This window comes from Chitinophaga filiformis (assembly GCF_021646545.1).
Classification (GTDB): Bacteria; Bacteroidota; Bacteroidia; order Chitinophagales; family Chitinophagaceae; genus Chitinophaga; species Chitinophaga filiformis_A.
The window spans coordinates 160,043-175,012 of record NZ_JAKIRP010000003.1 but is presented as its reverse complement, the minus strand read 5'-3'; the positions used below and the strand labels follow the sequence as shown (position 1 = coordinate 175,012).

14 protein-coding genes are annotated in these 14,970 nt (G+C 46.8%); all 14 read left to right on the top strand.

The window, feature by feature from the left end; genetic code table 11:
• Positions 1-37: 37 nt before the first annotated feature.
• The 14 genes from gmd (at position 38) to L3C95_RS10455 (ending at position 14,966) form a co-directional block, all read left to right on the top strand.
• Positions 38-1,135, top strand: a complete 1,098-nt coding sequence (gene gmd / locus L3C95_RS10520; protein ID WP_236386414.1) for a GDP-mannose 4,6-dehydratase — start codon at positions 38-40, stop codon at positions 1,133-1,135.
• A gap of 102 nt (positions 1,136-1,237) precedes the next feature.
• Entirely contained in the window at positions 1,238-2,476 is a 1,239-nt protein-coding gene (locus L3C95_RS10515; protein ID WP_236386416.1) for a polysaccharide biosynthesis protein, read from the top strand.
• Between the two features lie 9 nt (positions 2,477-2,485).
• Positions 2,486-3,496 carry a polysaccharide pyruvyl transferase family protein gene (locus L3C95_RS10510; protein WP_236386417.1) on the top strand — a complete coding sequence of 337 codons (1,011 nt, stop codon included), beginning with the start codon at positions 2,486-2,488 and terminating at the stop codon, positions 3,494-3,496.
• Entirely contained in the window at positions 3,480-4,574 is a 1,095-nt protein-coding gene (locus tag L3C95_RS10505; protein ID WP_236386419.1) for a glycosyltransferase family 4 protein, read from the top strand. The genes L3C95_RS10510 and L3C95_RS10505 overlap by 17 nt, the downstream gene beginning before the upstream one ends.
• Before the next feature lies 1 nt (position 4,575).
• On the top strand, positions 4,576-5,805 hold the full coding sequence (locus tag L3C95_RS10500) for a glycosyltransferase family 4 protein (RefSeq protein WP_236386421.1): 1,230 nt from the start codon (positions 4,576-4,578) through the stop codon (positions 5,803-5,805).
• 12 nt (positions 5,806-5,817) lie between these two features.
• On the top strand, positions 5,818-7,011 hold the full coding sequence (locus L3C95_RS10495) for an acyltransferase family protein (protein ID WP_236386423.1): 1,194 nt from the start codon (positions 5,818-5,820) through the stop codon (positions 7,009-7,011).
• On the top strand, positions 6,992-8,398 hold the full coding sequence (locus L3C95_RS10490) for a hypothetical protein (RefSeq protein ID WP_236386425.1): 1,407 nt from the start codon (positions 6,992-6,994) through the stop codon (positions 8,396-8,398). Before L3C95_RS10495 ends, L3C95_RS10490 begins: the two co-directional genes overlap by 20 nt.
• A 52-nt stretch (positions 8,399-8,450) precedes the next feature.
• On the top strand, positions 8,451-9,584 hold the full coding sequence (locus L3C95_RS10485) for an acyltransferase family protein (protein ID WP_236386427.1): 1,134 nt from the start codon (positions 8,451-8,453) through the stop codon (positions 9,582-9,584).
• 23 nt (positions 9,585-9,607) lie between these two features.
• Complete coding sequence (locus L3C95_RS10480) at positions 9,608-10,630, top strand: acyltransferase family protein (RefSeq protein ID WP_236386429.1); 1,023 nt, start codon at positions 9,608-9,610, stop codon at positions 10,628-10,630.
• A gap of 24 nt (positions 10,631-10,654) precedes the next feature.
• Positions 10,655-11,785 (top strand): glycosyltransferase family 4 protein, encoded by a 1,131-nt coding sequence (locus tag L3C95_RS10475; RefSeq protein WP_236386431.1) that lies wholly within the window; start codon positions 10,655-10,657, stop codon positions 11,783-11,785.
• A gap of 11 nt (positions 11,786-11,796) precedes the next feature.
• Positions 11,797-12,459 (top strand): acyltransferase, encoded by a 663-nt coding sequence (locus L3C95_RS10470; RefSeq protein ID WP_236386432.1) that lies wholly within the window; start codon positions 11,797-11,799, stop codon positions 12,457-12,459.
• A 48-nt stretch (positions 12,460-12,507) separates the two neighbouring features.
• The gene (locus L3C95_RS10465; protein WP_236386434.1) at positions 12,508-13,635 is read left to right on the top strand and encodes an XrtY-associated glycosyltransferase XYAG1; all 1,128 of its coding nucleotides are present in this window, start codon (positions 12,508-12,510) and stop codon (positions 13,633-13,635) included.
• 6 nt (positions 13,636-13,641) lie between these two features.
• Entirely contained in the window at positions 13,642-14,508 is an 867-nt protein-coding gene (locus L3C95_RS10460; RefSeq protein WP_236386436.1) for a glycosyltransferase family 2 protein, read from the top strand.
• A complete protein-coding gene (locus L3C95_RS10455; protein ID WP_236386437.1) occupies positions 14,505-14,966 on the top strand; it encodes a VanZ family protein in 462 nt (153 codons plus the stop codon). The genes L3C95_RS10460 and L3C95_RS10455 overlap by 4 nt, the downstream gene beginning before the upstream one ends.
• Positions 14,967-14,970 lie beyond the last annotated feature (4 nt).

The following is a 14,970-nucleotide window of genomic DNA, read 5'->3' as shown; positions in this document are numbered from 1 at the left end:
TATTCCCCACTTATCTTAACTAAATTATTTTTTTTGTATGAAAGTTGCTTTAATCACCGGTGTAAATGGACAGGACGGCGCATACCTGTCAGAATTGCTGCTCGAAAAGGGGTATATGGTACACGGTGTAAAACGTCGTGCCTCATTGTTGAATACTGACAGGATCGATCACCTGTATCAGGATCCTCATAGCGAAAATGTACGTTTCAAACTGCATTATGGCGATATGACCGACAGTACTAACCTGATCCGCATCATACAGGAAACGCAGCCTGATGAGATCTACAATCTCGCAGCGATGAGCCATGTAAAAGTGAGTTTTGATACACCGGAATATACTGCTAATGCAGATGGTATAGGTACGCTGCGTATACTGGAAGCATTACGTATTTTAAAGCTGGAGAAAAAGACAAGGGTATACCAGGCAAGTACTTCAGAACTATATGGTCTGGTGCAGGAAGTACCACAGAGAGAAACTACTCCTTTCTACCCGCGTAGCCCTTATGCTGTAGCAAAATTGTATGCATACTGGATCACGGTGAACTATAGGGAAGCATATGGTATGTATGCCTGCAATGGTATCCTGTTCAACCACGAAAGCCCGCTGCGTGGAGAGACTTTCGTAACCCGCAAGATCACCCGTGCTGTTGCTGCAATCGCATTAGGTTTGCAGGATAAACTGTACCTGGGTAACCTGGATGCCCGCCGTGACTGGGGACATGCAAAAGATTATGTTGAGGCGATGTGGAGAATTCTGCAGCAGGATACACCGGAAGATTATGTGATCGCTACAGGTATCACTACGCCGGTACGTGAATTTGTACGTATGGCGTTCAACGAACTGGGTATTGAACTGAAATTTGAAGGCAAAGGTGTGGATGAAGTGGCGTATGTAAGTGCCTGCCGCAATAAAGAATATGTGCTGCCAATAGGCAAACAGGTATTGGCTGTAGATCCTGCTTACTTCCGTCCTACTGAGGTAGAACTGCTGATAGGCGATCCGACGAAATCAAAGACGAAATTAGGCTGGGAACCGAAATATGATCTGCAGGAGCTGGTAAGTGAGATGGTAACCTGCGATGTGGAGTTATTCAGAAAGGACAGTAAAACACAGTGGGAACAACTGGCAGGATAAGGGCTTGCTTTGCCGAAATGCGTTATGCGAGTAAAAGTTTTTAATCAGCTATCTAGCAATCCGAAGTACACCAAAACCTTAGAGTGGATCAAACTGGTTACCATGACCGGTTTCGCCCAGGTGTTCGTACAGGGTATCAGTCTTGTGAGCGGTATCCTGGTGATACGCATGCTGGAACCCGAAGAGTACGCGTTGTATACCCTTGGCAATACCATGCTGGGTACAATGACGGTACTGGCTGACGGAGGCATCTCTACCGGGGTAATGTCGCAGGGAGGAAAGGTCTGGCTCGACCGTGTCAAATTAGGCACTGTTATGGCCACAGGAATGGACCTGAGAAGGAAATTTGCTGTCGGCAGTTTACTGGTATCTGTACCGGTACTGCTGTACCTGATGCGGCACCACGATGCCAGCTGGCTGATGTCGGTGCTGATCATCCTCTCGCTTATACCATCCTTCTTTATGGCATTATCAGGCACATTGCTGCAGGTAGCGCCTAAGCTGAGACAGGACATTGCTCCCCTGCAAAGGAATGCGGTTATACTGAATGTTGGCAGGCTGTTATTACTGGCATTGACCATTTTTATTTTCCCATGGGCGTTTGTAGCTATCCTGGCTGCCGGTCTTCCGCAGATATGGGGCAACTTCAATCTCCGGAAGATCTCTGCGGGTTATGCAGACTGGCATCAAAAGCCGGATCCGGAGGTCCGTAATGAGATCCTGAAGATGGTAAGGCGCTTACTGCCGATGGGAATTTATACATGTCTTTCGGGACAGATCACCATCTGGCTGATCTCCATCTTTGGAACGACAAGGGGAGTAGCCCAACTGGGGGCGCTGGACAGGTTGTCTATGGCGCTCAGCTTTATTACGATATTATTTGGTACCCTTATCTTACCGAGGTTTTCCCGGTTGCCGAATAACTCAGGTCTGTTATTACGGCGTTTCTTACAGATACAGGCAGGGCTGCTGGTAATGAGTGCCTGCATTGTCCTGACTGTCTGGTTATTCTCCACACAGATCCTGATGATCCTGGGGCCCAATTATGCGGGGCTGACGAAAGAGGTGGTACTGAAGATCATTATCAGTTGCCTTGGGATTATCTCTGCTTCCACTTTTTCTCTTTTTACCAGCAGAAGCTGGGCTATCAATCCGCTCATTTCAATTCCTGTCAGTATTGCTTCCATAGCGCTGGGAGTTGCATTCATTGATATCTCTTCCCTGAGAGGGGTACTAACAATGAACATCATGATACAACTGGTCCAGGTAACGATGAACGTTACTTATACGCTGATCAAGATCTACAGGACTAATAACTCAACATTACCTACAGAAATTTAATAAGATTATATGAATTATTACTATCAGGTAGAAGGATTACTTCGGAACAATATCGGAGACGTACTTCAGGGAATGGTCGCAAAAGACCTGTTGCCTGAGGGCGCGAAGGTAGCCGACAGGGAAGCGCTGGCTGACCTGGCAAGTAACGAAAAAGGAATGCTGATAGCCAATGGCTGGTACATGCACTCCTTTAAGAAGTTTCCTGCACCAGATAATATCACGCCTGTATACGCTGCTGTACACATCGCGAATTCCGCCCTGCTGGCAGATGCCGGTGTAAGGGAACATTTCAAAAAACACGCGCCTATCGGTTGCCGCGATAACAAAACATTGCAGCTGCTGTTAGGTTGGGGGATTCCCGCTTATTATTCCAGCTGTCTGACCATCACAGCGAAAGCGCGTGGTCCGGTTACACACAATCCGGATGGAGATGTGCTGCTGGTAGATAACGTAGATCATCCGGTGCCTGATGCCGTGTTCAATAAACTGGAAACTTTACTGGGTAAAAAACTGGTAAGGATCTCCCACGATCCGCCAGATACCTCCGGCGATATCGCATCATATGCAAAGGTTTCCGAAAAGCATATGAACGATCTGCTGGCTACTTACTGCAAGGCCTCACTGGTGCTAACCACCAAGATCCACTGTGCATTACCATGCCTGGGTATGGGTGCTAACGTGAAGCTGATCCATCCGAATCCGTCTGACCCTCGTCTGGCTACAGTAGGAGAATTTATCGATATTATTTCCTACAAGGAGATCCTTGAAAGGACCAACATGGACAGCTCTCCTGTGAATAAAGAGGCGCTGGAAAAGAGGAGACAATTCCTGTTGGAGCTGGTGGCCGATTCAATAAAAGAAGGCGCTAATGCTGTACAGGCATCCGGTAAAATGAAGTACCGCCTGATCAGGGCTAAAGCTGTGCTGATGGCGAAACTGTATCGTCTCGGTGTGGTATTGTCTTACCGTGTGGGATTTGCAAAGGATAAGATAGAAAGAGTATATGGCGCAGGCTTCTGATAAAAAAAAGATACTGGTCTATACTACCCAGTTAATGGAAACAGGAGGTATAGAAAGTCATCTGCAGGAGTTTTGCAGGCAGATGGCAGCAGCAGGTAATGAAATAGACCTGGTGGTGCTGAATGCGGCTATGACGCCTGAAACAGAAGAATTTTACAAACGTACATGCCGCTGGGTGTACTTCGGAAAACACGGACGTTCTTACAAGCGTTTGTTGTGGATGCTGCAGCTGGGCATTAAACTGCGCGGCACACGTAAGTATGATGCGGTATACACGAACGGGCAGGGAGAAAGCATCTGGTTATTTTCCCGTATGCTGCCTGCCTACAACAAGTGGGTACATCATCACCATACTTCCGGCGACGCTAAGGACCAAGCTACCTGGGGCGCTAAGTACAGGAGGACACTACAGGCTGCCAATACCATTATCGCCTGTTCCTTCAGGAACGCCGGTGATATGAAAGCCGTACTGAACCGCCAGATAGATGTCATACCGGTATTTTCCAGGAACGTGGAAGTGCCTTTCACACAAGGTCCGGCGGGCAAACTGCGATTCGGTTATTATGGCCGGCTGATCCCTGAAAAGGGCATCGATCTGATCTGCCGGATGAGTGAAGACGCAGACCTGGAAGACATAGAATTTCATCTCTGGGGAGAAGGAAAACAATATCCTGCCGGATATTTCGACCGTTATCCCAACATACGCTTTCATGGTCCTTTTGCGGGAGAAGCAGGATTGAAGGGCGCTATTGCACAACTGGATGCATATCTGTTGTTGTCTACGCATCCTGAGGGGCTGCCTGTGAGCCTGCTGGAGGCAATGAGCGCAGGACTTCCCTGGCTGGCAACGGACAGGGGCGGTATTCCGGACATTGCCTGCGACCCGCAGGCAACGCGCGTGATACCGGCTGCGTCCTCTTATGAAGAGGCAAAGGCGGCTGTAATCGCGTTTGCAAAAGATATCAGGAGCGGCCTGGTAACAAAAACGGCCCAGAAAGAACTGTATGCGAACAGGTTCTCTGCAGCAGCATTACGTTCAGCGTGGGGCGATATACTTGGATTACATAAGCAAAACTAAGATGGTCATCATATCTCATCCTACAGGCAATGCGAATGTCAGAGCTGCAGTGGCGGGGCTGGCAGATGCGGATATCCTGTCTGAGTTTCATACAGCGATTGCTTCATTTCCCGGGAGTACCCTGGACCGCCTCGGTGGAATAGGTCCTTTGTCGGAGATCAGGCGTCGTGGTTTCGAAGCACGCCTGCAGCCTTTTACCAAAACCTGGCCCTGGTTTGAACTGGGCCGCCTGGTAGCGGCAAAGGCAGGGCTGAAAAGCCTGGTGAGGCACGAGAAAGGCATATTCTCAGTAGATGCTGTGTATCATAACATGGACAGAAGGCTTACGAACCACCTGAATAAAGTGGCCCGTAAGGTGAATGCTGTGTACGCCTATGAAGATGGCGCTATGTTCACTTTCCGTGAAGCAACCCGCCTGGGATTAAAATGCCTGTACGATCTGCCTATTGGTTACTGGCGTACTTCCCGGCATCTGCTGGGCATTGAAAGGGAACGCTGGCCGGAATGGAAGAATACCCTCATAGGGTTTAACGCTTCACAGGCAAAGCTGGACAGAAAGGATGAAGAGCTGAAACTGGCCAACAGGATCTTTGTGGCGAGCAGTTTTACTGCAAAGACGCTGAAGGATTATCCCGGCAAGCTCGCACCTGTGGATGTAATACCTTATGGTTTCCCCGCTGTGACCAGTGGCAGGGACTATGAAAAGATAGCAGGACGTCCGCTGAAATTGTTATTCGTAGGCGGACTGTCGCAACGTAAAGGCATCGCAGATCTCTTTGCAGCGGTAGAGCGGCTGGGAAATGCAGTAACGCTGACCGTTGTGGGAAAGAAGGTGACGGAAAATTGCCCGGCGCTGGATGCAGCCCTTGCCAAACATACCTGGATACCCAGTATGCCGCATGCGGAGATCCTCAAAACAATGAGAGCACACGATGTATTGTTGTTTCCATCCCTGTTTGAAGGATTCGGGCTGGTGATCACAGAAGCAATGTCGCAAGGTACACCGGTGATCACGACAGACCGTACAGCAGGACCGGACCTGATTACACACGGCAGGAACGGCTGGCTGGCTGAAGCCGGATCTACGGATGCTTTATACAACGCAATTGCAGCACTTCTCGATCAGCCGGACAATATACCGGTAGCAGGACTGGCAGCAATGGAGAAAGCCCGTAGCAGACCGTGGCAGGTTTACGGAGACGAGCTGGCAACAGCAATCATACATGCATAAATAACCCTAATTATGATTAAAAGGCCAAGACTTGAATTTCTGGACGGTATAAGAGGGCTCTGTGCCCTGTATGTGGCGTTCTATCATGCAGTGTTCTTTACCGGCAATGGTATTGAGAAAACGGAGTTTACCGGTGCGCTTAAGCCGCTCACTGGCCTGCTGGAATTCGGTCATTATTCTGTTGCAGTGTTCATCGTGTTATCAGGTTTTTGCCTGACCATTCCCGTGGCATTGTCAGAGAACAGGGACCTGCGCGGCGGCTTCAAAACATATATCAGAAGGCGTGCGCACAGAATATTGCCGCCTTATTACTTCGCATTGTTACTTTCATTACTGCTGATATGGGCATTGCCCTTAATGCAAACCCCGCACGATACTGCCTGGGATTCCAAGCTACCGGTGAACCTGGAAGGTATTGTGACACATCTTTTGCTGGTGCATAATATTCATACGCACTGGATCTTTAAAATAAATGGCCCACTGTGGAGTGTGGCAACTGAATGGCAGATCTATTTCACTTTCCCGGTATTATTGCTGTTATGGCGCCGTTATGGCCTGGGAGCAGCAACAGCTGCAGCGGTGATAGTGGGTGTGTTACCGGAACTGGTATTGCCTCACCGTGTCAGTTTCTGGTGGTTACACCCCTGGTACCTGGGACTATTTGGTATAGGAATGGCTGCTGCTATCATCGCTTTTGACACAAAGGGCACTACAGAAAAAGTAAAAAGCCTTCTTGCCAATGGCTGGATAGTGAGTGGCCTGGTAGCACTGGTGGTAGCGATACTGGCTGTAAGCAAACCGTTGAAGCTGTCACTGACCTTTACCGAGGTGATGGTAGGGCTGGCAGTAAGCGCCGTGATAGTATATTATACCCTGAAGGAACATGCAATGCAGGACCGTCCTTTATTATTACGTTTCCTGAATGGAAAGGTGGCTGTGGGGCTCGGTGCATTTTCCTATAGTATTTACCTGATCCACAGCCCTATACTGGCTGCGATCAACTTGTATACGTTAGATATTCAGATGACAGATAACATGCGTTTACTATTTATGCTTTTAGTAGCCGTACCGGTGTCTGTATTGTTGGCATATGTGTTTTATTTACTGGTGGAACGCCGTTTCCTGAACATGCCGCCAAAGGCAGCAGCAACGCCCGCAACACCTGTTATAAATGTTTCCGGAAATTATGAATCAGTATCCCAATAAAAGTCAGCTTGCAGCTGATCGTTTAGCTGAAATAGCATCTCTGCGTTATCAGCAGCTCACGGCACTCAACTCACAAAAGTTGATGCTGCGGCTGAAGCAAGGGGTATGGGCATACTTTTTACTATTACTGTTTGAAGGTGCTTTGCGCCGCTGGATATTACCGGGACTGGCTACGCCATTACTGGTAATACGCGACCCGGTAGCCTTGTGGCTGATCGTTGTTTGTTTGCAGCGGAAGATACTTATCCCTGCATATTCACTTACACTCATGACGATCATTGGAATACTGGGGCTCATTGCCGCACTTACAGTCGGGCATGGGAATCCTTTTGTGGCAGCATACGGAGCGCGCATTCTTTTGATACACTTCCCCATGATGTTTGTCATAAGAAGCATCTTTACGCGTAAAGATGTAGTACATCTGGGAAAGATCACACTGATGATCGCCATACCTATGGCGGTACTCATCGCGGTACAGTTTTACAGTCCGCAGACGGCCTGGGTGAACAAAGGTGTGGGTGATGCCGAAGGCGGCGCCGGATTTAGTGGAGCCTTGGGTTTTTTCCGTCCGCCGGCAACATTTTCATTTACCAATGGAACCACCTTGTTCTTCAGCTTTGTGGCGCCTTTCGTGTTTTATTTCTGGCTGAGTAATGAAAAAGTCAGTCGCTGGATATTGATAGGCGCCACCGGTGCTGTATTGATGTCGATACCGCTTTCCATCAGCCGTGCCTTGCTTTTCCAGATCATCATCACACTGATGTTCTGCCTGTATGCAGGCTCCAGCAATCCTAAATATGCCGGCAGAATGTTTGGAGCGGTGCTTGGCCTGGTAGTGTTGATAGCTCTTCTCAGTCAGACAAGTATTGTGGGGGGAGCCATTGAAGCATTCACGGCGCGTTTCGAAAATGCCAATGAAAGTGAAGGAGGGATGGAAGGTGTATTCCTTGACCGTTATCTGGGAGGGATGCTGGGTGCTTTCTCCGCCACCTCGGATATGCCACTGTGGGGATATGGTATTGGTATGGGAACGAACGTAGGCGCTATGTTGCTGACAGGGGGCTTTACCTTCCTGATTGCCGAAGGTGAGTGGGGAAGGGCAGTAGGTGAACTGGGACCTATTTTAGGATTAGGGCTCGTGTTTATCCGCCTGGGGCTGGCGTTCAGCCTGGGATTTGAGGCGTTCAGAAAATTAAGCAAGGGAGACCTGCTGCCATGGATGATAGTGAGCAACGGATTTCTGCTGGTAGCTCAGGGAGGATGGGGACAACCTACTTCACTGGGATTTGCAACCCTGGTAGGCGGTCTTTTGATGGCATCATTGCGTGACGATGAAGAAGTGGAAGAACCGGAAACAGAAGAAGAACTGGGGGAGATGGCAGTTTAGCCTGTCCCGCATAACCATACATATACAACCATAACGAAACCGGAATTCCTGAATGAAACACCACGCCAACCCCGGGAGTAGCAGGATCGTCGTGCTGGATAGCCTGAGAGGGCTTGCCGCCATGATCGTTTGCCTGCATCATTTTTTGTTTATTAATAACAGTTATTTCCAGGTATATAGGGGACAATCCTGGTATGATACACTTTTCTATATCTCTGAGTTTAATAAAGAAGCAGTGCTGTTCTTCTTTGTTTTGTCCGGCTTCTCTATCGGATTAAGTCTTAAAAACAAAACACCTGACAGTCCTGAAACGATCAACGAATATATTTACCGCCGGTTTAAGAGAATATTGCCGGTGTATGTCATAGCCCTGCTTTTTACATTGTTCTCGGGTTTTATGATGCATCAGGCGCACCTGCCGAACTACAGTGCCTGGAATATGCTGGGGAATGTACTTTTCCTGCAAACGGCAGACATTATTGAGGGTTCATGGTTTATTCCCTATGGCTTTAACGGACCATTGTGGTCATTGTCGTTCGAGTTTTTCTTTTACTGCTTCTTCCCGTTGGTATACCTTATCAACAGGAAGTATTTAGGCAGGATCAATATACTGGTGAAATATGCTGTACTGCTGGCGTTGTCTGTTGCTGCATTTGCTGTGAACAAGATCTTCTTTGTGCCATATTTTGCTTTCTTCAGTTCATTCATTATCTGGTTTTCCGGTTACCTGGCCTCCAGAACATACCTGAAGGGAGAGACTTATCACTTATTGTTTACAGGTGCCTTTGTGTTTGGTATCCTGTACCTGGCAGCAGGCAGGCATTTTCTCTCCTCCAATACGCTGGTCTTCATTTGTAAAGGACTGTTGATGGCCGCGGTATTTTACCTGATCACCTTCTTTAGTAAATCGGCAACAGCACAGACCATTTTTAAATGGCCTGTATGGGTCCTGAATAAAATCTTCAACTATGTAGGTAAAGGCAGTTATGCTACCTATGCGTTACATTACCCGCTGATGCTGATGTTGCGGTATTTTCATGTGAATATAATGGTGCAGGTAGTGGTGATCCTTCTTTTCATCATATTGTGTACAACAATAGAAGAGAAAACGATCAGATGGAAACTTAATATGCTGCGGTTGAACTATACAGCATTTTTCTTCAGAAGGTTTAATCTGGCCAGCTAAAAGGCCGCTATGCTACTTGCACCATGAGTAATACTATGAATACCTCCTCCAGGATCGGATGGATAGATACCTTAAAAGGCATCGGTATTTTAACCGTAGTGGCAGGGCATATATTCCCTGACAGCATCGCCAGGTACCTGTTCCTTTTTCATATGCCATTATTCTTTTTTATAGGTGGATTTTTATTTAAACCTTCTGCCGACTGGAAAGAATATCTCACAAAAAAATCATTCCACTTACTGGTGCCTTATGTGGCATTCCTTTGCCTGATATATGTGCCGTACGAAATAAAGGAGATACTGACAGGTAAGGAAACAATTGCCAAAGGTCTTGTAAGGCCTGTTCTGGGAGGCCGCTTCCTGATAGGATGGACGGCAGTGTTCTGGTATGTGACCTGTTTCTTCCTGGTACAGCAGCTGATGAATTTCCTGATGAACAAAGTGAGTAAAAAGATCATTGGTTTGTTGATGTTTGCAAGCCTTGTGATCAGTTATGCGATCAATAACTTCATACCTCATTTTCCGGGATTACCATGGAATGCAGACGTTGTATTCGCGGCGTTGCCCATTTTCTACATGGGTTATCTGTATAAAGGTATGCAGGGCGATCCGGGAAAATATAAGTGGGTATTCTTTGTACTGCTGGCGGGTGTGATTGTGTTCACCTACTACTATCCCGCCAATAGGTACGATATGAAAACAGGTAATTACGGTATTCCTTTCGTTACATTGTTCTCCAGCCTGGTGGTGGTATTGTGCCTGATAGAAATAGTGAAGATCATAGCTGTGAATCCTGTTGTCAGCAAACCATTCAGCGAGTTGGGCACAGCGTCTATGGTGATTATGTACCTGCATCAGCCGGTACAGTTCATTGCACTGGAACAATTTTCCATTGTGAGTCCTCTGGCACGATTCTTTATAGCATTGGCGGTGTCAATGGGAGGTTACTATCTCCTGAACAGTTTTACCATAGGGCGCGCGCTTTTTATGGGCTCTCTGCCTGACTTTAAAAAGGTTTTCGGGCGGGAGAAATTAGCAACGGTATAGCAGATAAATATTCAGACGATATATATGCGAATTGTTTTAGTAGGAAATTACCCGAAGGACAGGCAGGAAAGTATGGAACGTTTCGCCCGTATGGTGGAAAGTGGTTTAAATGACGCCGGACATACAACTGAGATCTGGCGGCCAACAGTTTTCTTCGGATCTTTTTTTAAAGCTACCTCCGGTGGAATTGGTAAGTGGTTCGGGTATGTGGACAAGTGGATATTATTTCCTTTAGTACTTCGTTTTAAAAATGCTTTCAAGCCCAAAGATACACAGTATCATATCTGTGATCATTCCAATGCTTTTTATCTCAGACATCTGCCGAAGCAGCGTACGATCATCACCTGCCATGATGTATTAGCCATCAGGGGAGCACGTGGACATGCAGATGCTTATTGCCCTGCTTCTCCTTTTGGTAAGGTGATGCAGGAGTGGATCCTCTCTAACCTGATCAGTGCAAAGAAGATCGCCTGTGTATCTCACCTCACACTGAACCAGCTGAAAGAGCTGGCTGCAGGAAAGGGCAAGGATGATTCCAACTGGGAGGTAATTCATAATGCGTTCAATGGGGACTTCTCTCCTGTAGCAAAAGCAGAAAGTGAAGCGTTGCTGAAAAATGCCGGACTGAGTGCAGATGAACCTTTTATACTGCACATTGGTTCGAAGCTGCAGCGCAAGAACAGGAAGATGCTGCTGGACATGGTACATATACTGGGCGATAAATATAAAGGCAAGATCTGCTATGCCGGTAATGAAATAGAAGAATCATTACATGCACATGCGGTAAAACTGGGGCTGCAGGACAGACTGGTGTCAGTGAAGAAGCCACCGCATGCTACATTAAAGGCGCTGTATAGTTCCTGCTATGCATTCATTTTCCCTTCTTTCTCTGAGGGTTTTGGATGGCCGGTGATAGAAGCGCAGGCCTGCGGAGCAGCTGTTGTAGCCAGCAGTATTGAGCCTATGCCGGAAGTAAGCGGAGGAGTAGCATTGCATGCAGATCCTCATCAGCCACAGGCATTCGCAACCGAATTCCTCAAATTATCTGATAAAGCAACCAAAGACGCTATAATTAACCAGGGTTTTGTCAATGTAAAACGTTTCTCTCCTGATATCATGATTAAGGCGTATTTATCCATGTATTCAAAGAACTAATATATCAGCAGATGATCCTAAAACTGATTACAGTGTGTTTACCATGGCGGCTAAAACGCCTGGCATTACAAAGCTGGTTTAAATATAAAATTCATCCCACCGCACGCATAGGACTGGCATGGGTATTTCCCGGGAAGCTGATCATGGAAAAGAACAGCCGCATTGATCATCTTACTGTAGCTGTGAACCTTGATCTTATGCAGATGAGTGAACATGCTAAAATAGGCAGAGGTAACTGGGTGACAGGATTTGCTACCAACACTAATTCCAAACACTTCCGCCATCAGCCGGAGCGCAAGGCGGAACTGATAATGGGAGAGTGGGCGGCTATCACCAAGAATCATCATATAGACTGTACCAATTCTATCACGATAGGAAAGTTCACGACCATCGCCGGTTACCAGTCACAATTACTTACACACTCGATTAATGTATACGAGAACCGTCAGGATAGCGCGCCTATAGTGATCGGTGAATACACCTTTGTAGGAACGAATGTATCGATTCTTGGTGGGGCGGTGCTACCCAGTTATTCTGTGCTGGGTGCAAAGTCTTTACTGAATAAGGCATTTAATGAGGAATGGAAACTATATGCGGGCGTTCCTGCAAAAGCAGTAAGTGATATTGATAAGGACGCGAAATACTTTAGCAGAGTAGATGGATTCGTCTATTAGGAAGTACTGTAACATTAACCGACAAGTTGTTAAAAAAGAGCGTAAAAGATGAACATTCTTCATGTAATCCCTTCTTATAAACCTGCCTACGTATACGGTGGCCCTATCTATTCGAGTTCAGCCTTGTGCGAGCAGCTGGTGGCAGAGGGACACAAGGTGACTGTAGTAACTACAACCGCCAACGGAAAAGAGGAACTGAATGTACAGAATGGAGTAGTACAACAGGTGGATGGAGTGGATACGATCTACTTTAAACGTTTAACAAAAGACCATACACATTTCTCACCAGGACTGATCAGTTATCTGTACCGGAACATCAAAAAATATGATGCCGTACATATCCATTCCTGGTGGAACCTGGTGAGCATCTTCACGTTGCTCGTTTGTTATGTGAGAAGAGTGCGCCCCGTTGTTTCTCCGAGGGGCATGCTGAGTGATTATATTCTCGAGACTAACCACAACTTCCAGAAGAAGATCATTCAGAAAGTTGTAGGTGATCCTCTCTTATCAAAGGTGAAGTTTCACGCTACTTCGCTCGCGGAAGTACACGAGATAAAAAAGATGTATCCGGCATCTCAGGTAGCAGAGATCTTCAACTTTGTTACTGTTCCTGATGGTCCTGTTTCGCCCAAGGCTGTACAGCAGAAGATCAGGTTTGTTTTCCTGAGCAGGATAGATCCGAAGAAAGGACTGGAATTGTTGTTCAAGGGACTCAGCATGGTTACGTTCCCTTATGAATTGACCATTGCGGGGCCTTATAGAGAAGATTACCTGGAGCAGTTGAAAGCGCTGACACGTGAGTATGGCATCGAACAGCATATTACCTGGGTAGGGCCTGTATATGGAGATGCCAAGTTCAAATTGCTGCGTGATCATGATGTGATGGTGCTGACCTCTTACAATGAGAATTTTGCCAACATCGTAATAGAATCTCTGGCTATGGGTACGCCTGTACTGATCAGTAATATGGTGGGATTAAGCACTTACATCAGCGATAATCAGCTGGGCTGGATCTCGGGTATTGATCCTGAAAATATAAAGGTAATACTGGAACAGGTGTATGCGGAAAGAGACAGACTGCCTGCCATGTCTGCAGCTGCGCCGGCGTTGATGCAGCGCGACTTCGACAGAAGCCGGCTGGTGAACAAGTATATTGAATTGTATAAGTCAAAATAAATCAGGGTGTCTAATTCATTAACAGTTATCATCCTCACTTATAACGAGGAAAAACATATTACCCGTTGTATTCAGAACCTGAAGCGCGTATCAGACAATATCATCATCATTGATAGTATGTCTACTGACCGCACCGTTGAAATTGCGACTGCACTGGGCGCTAAAGTTGTTCAGAGACCATGGCCGGGCAACCACTCTGACCAGTTCAACTGGGCGCTGGACAATTGCAACATCACTACAACATGGACGATGCGTATGGATTGTGATGAATACCTGCTGGATGAACTGATAGATGAGATCAATACCAAACTGCCGCAGGCAAAGCCGGAGACAGGCGGTTTTATCATCAAACGCCGTGTAATATTCATGGACAAATGGATGAAACGTGGTGGCTTCTATCCGCACCGGTTGCTGCGCATCTGGCGAACAGGTACAGGTCGTCTTGAGGAGCGGGCTATGGATGAACATGTTGTACTGGAAAAAGGAGAAACGGAAGCCTTCCAGTTTGATATGGTGGATCATAACCTGAATGACCTCACCTGGTGGACGCATAAACAGAATAACTATGCTTCGCGTGAAGTGAAGGACCTGCTGGATATAGAGAGAGGAACAACATCTGAGAATAATGTGGACGTATCGCTGAGTGGGGAGCAGTCTTCCCGTAAGAGATGGATCAAGGAGAAGATATATAGCAGGATACCGTTGTTTGTACGTCCTTTCATTTATTTTATTTACCGCTATTTTATACGCTTAGGTTTTCTGGATGGAGGCGCAGGGCTGGTATGGCATTTCCTGCAGGGATTCTGGTACCGCTTCCTCGTCGATGCCAAGATGTATGAATTAAAACGCAATAACAGGTTAAGACAAGGATGATATTAAGAGTAAAGAGGCGAGTGGTTGTGGTGACGATGATCATCTATATAGCAGCATTGTTGTATATCGTTTTCCTGGAGCCAACAAGGAGTGCCGGCGAACACTATGCTCCGCCGAGATGGATGCCACTGAAGAGTACTTACGATTTCATTGTTGAAGCCGGTCATTCTATCAGACACTGGCTTTTCTTTCTGCTGAATTTACTGGGCAATATCATATTGTTCATGCCATTTGGCTTCCTTGGAGATGCATTGTCAGGAACACCTGCCAATAAATTTAGAGTAGTAATAACTGCATTCTTTTTCAGTCTGTGTATTGAGGTGTTGCAGCTGACCTTTATGATCGGTGTTTTCGATGCTGATGATATTGTGCTGAACACGCTGGGGGCTTACCTGGGACTTTACACCTATCGTTTGCTGGTAAAGAAAGATGTAGTACTTGTTTATAATAATTCCTGATAGC

Excerpts from the sequence above, each read along its gene's own strand:
- gmd (WP_236386414.1), top strand. The coding sequence starts at position 38 with ATGAAAGTTGCTTTAATCACCGGTGTAAATGGACAGGACGGCGCATAC.
- L3C95_RS10515 (WP_236386416.1), top strand. The coding sequence starts at position 1,238 with ATGACCGGTTTCGCCCAGGTGTTCGTACAGGGTATCAGTCTTGTGAGC.
- L3C95_RS10510 (WP_236386417.1), top strand. The coding sequence starts at position 2,486 with ATGAATTATTACTATCAGGTAGAAGGATTACTTCGGAACAATATCGGA.
- L3C95_RS10505 (WP_236386419.1), top strand. The coding sequence starts at position 3,480 with ATGGCGCAGGCTTCTGATAAAAAAAAGATACTGGTCTATACTACCCAG.
- L3C95_RS10500 (WP_236386421.1), top strand. The coding sequence starts at position 4,576 with ATGGTCATCATATCTCATCCTACAGGCAATGCGAATGTCAGAGCTGCA.
- L3C95_RS10495 (WP_236386423.1), top strand. The coding sequence starts at position 5,818 with ATGATTAAAAGGCCAAGACTTGAATTTCTGGACGGTATAAGAGGGCTC.
- L3C95_RS10490 (WP_236386425.1), top strand. The coding sequence starts at position 6,992 with ATGAATCAGTATCCCAATAAAAGTCAGCTTGCAGCTGATCGTTTAGCT.
- L3C95_RS10485 (WP_236386427.1), top strand. The coding sequence starts at position 8,451 with ATGAAACACCACGCCAACCCCGGGAGTAGCAGGATCGTCGTGCTGGAT.
- L3C95_RS10480 (WP_236386429.1), top strand. The coding sequence starts at position 9,608 with ATGAGTAATACTATGAATACCTCCTCCAGGATCGGATGGATAGATACC.
- L3C95_RS10475 (WP_236386431.1), top strand. The coding sequence starts at position 10,655 with ATGCGAATTGTTTTAGTAGGAAATTACCCGAAGGACAGGCAGGAAAGT.
- L3C95_RS10470 (WP_236386432.1), top strand. The coding sequence starts at position 11,797 with ATGATCCTAAAACTGATTACAGTGTGTTTACCATGGCGGCTAAAACGC.
- L3C95_RS10465 (WP_236386434.1), top strand. The coding sequence starts at position 12,508 with ATGAACATTCTTCATGTAATCCCTTCTTATAAACCTGCCTACGTATAC.
- L3C95_RS10455 (WP_236386437.1), top strand. The coding sequence starts at position 14,505 with ATGATATTAAGAGTAAAGAGGCGAGTGGTTGTGGTGACGATGATCATC.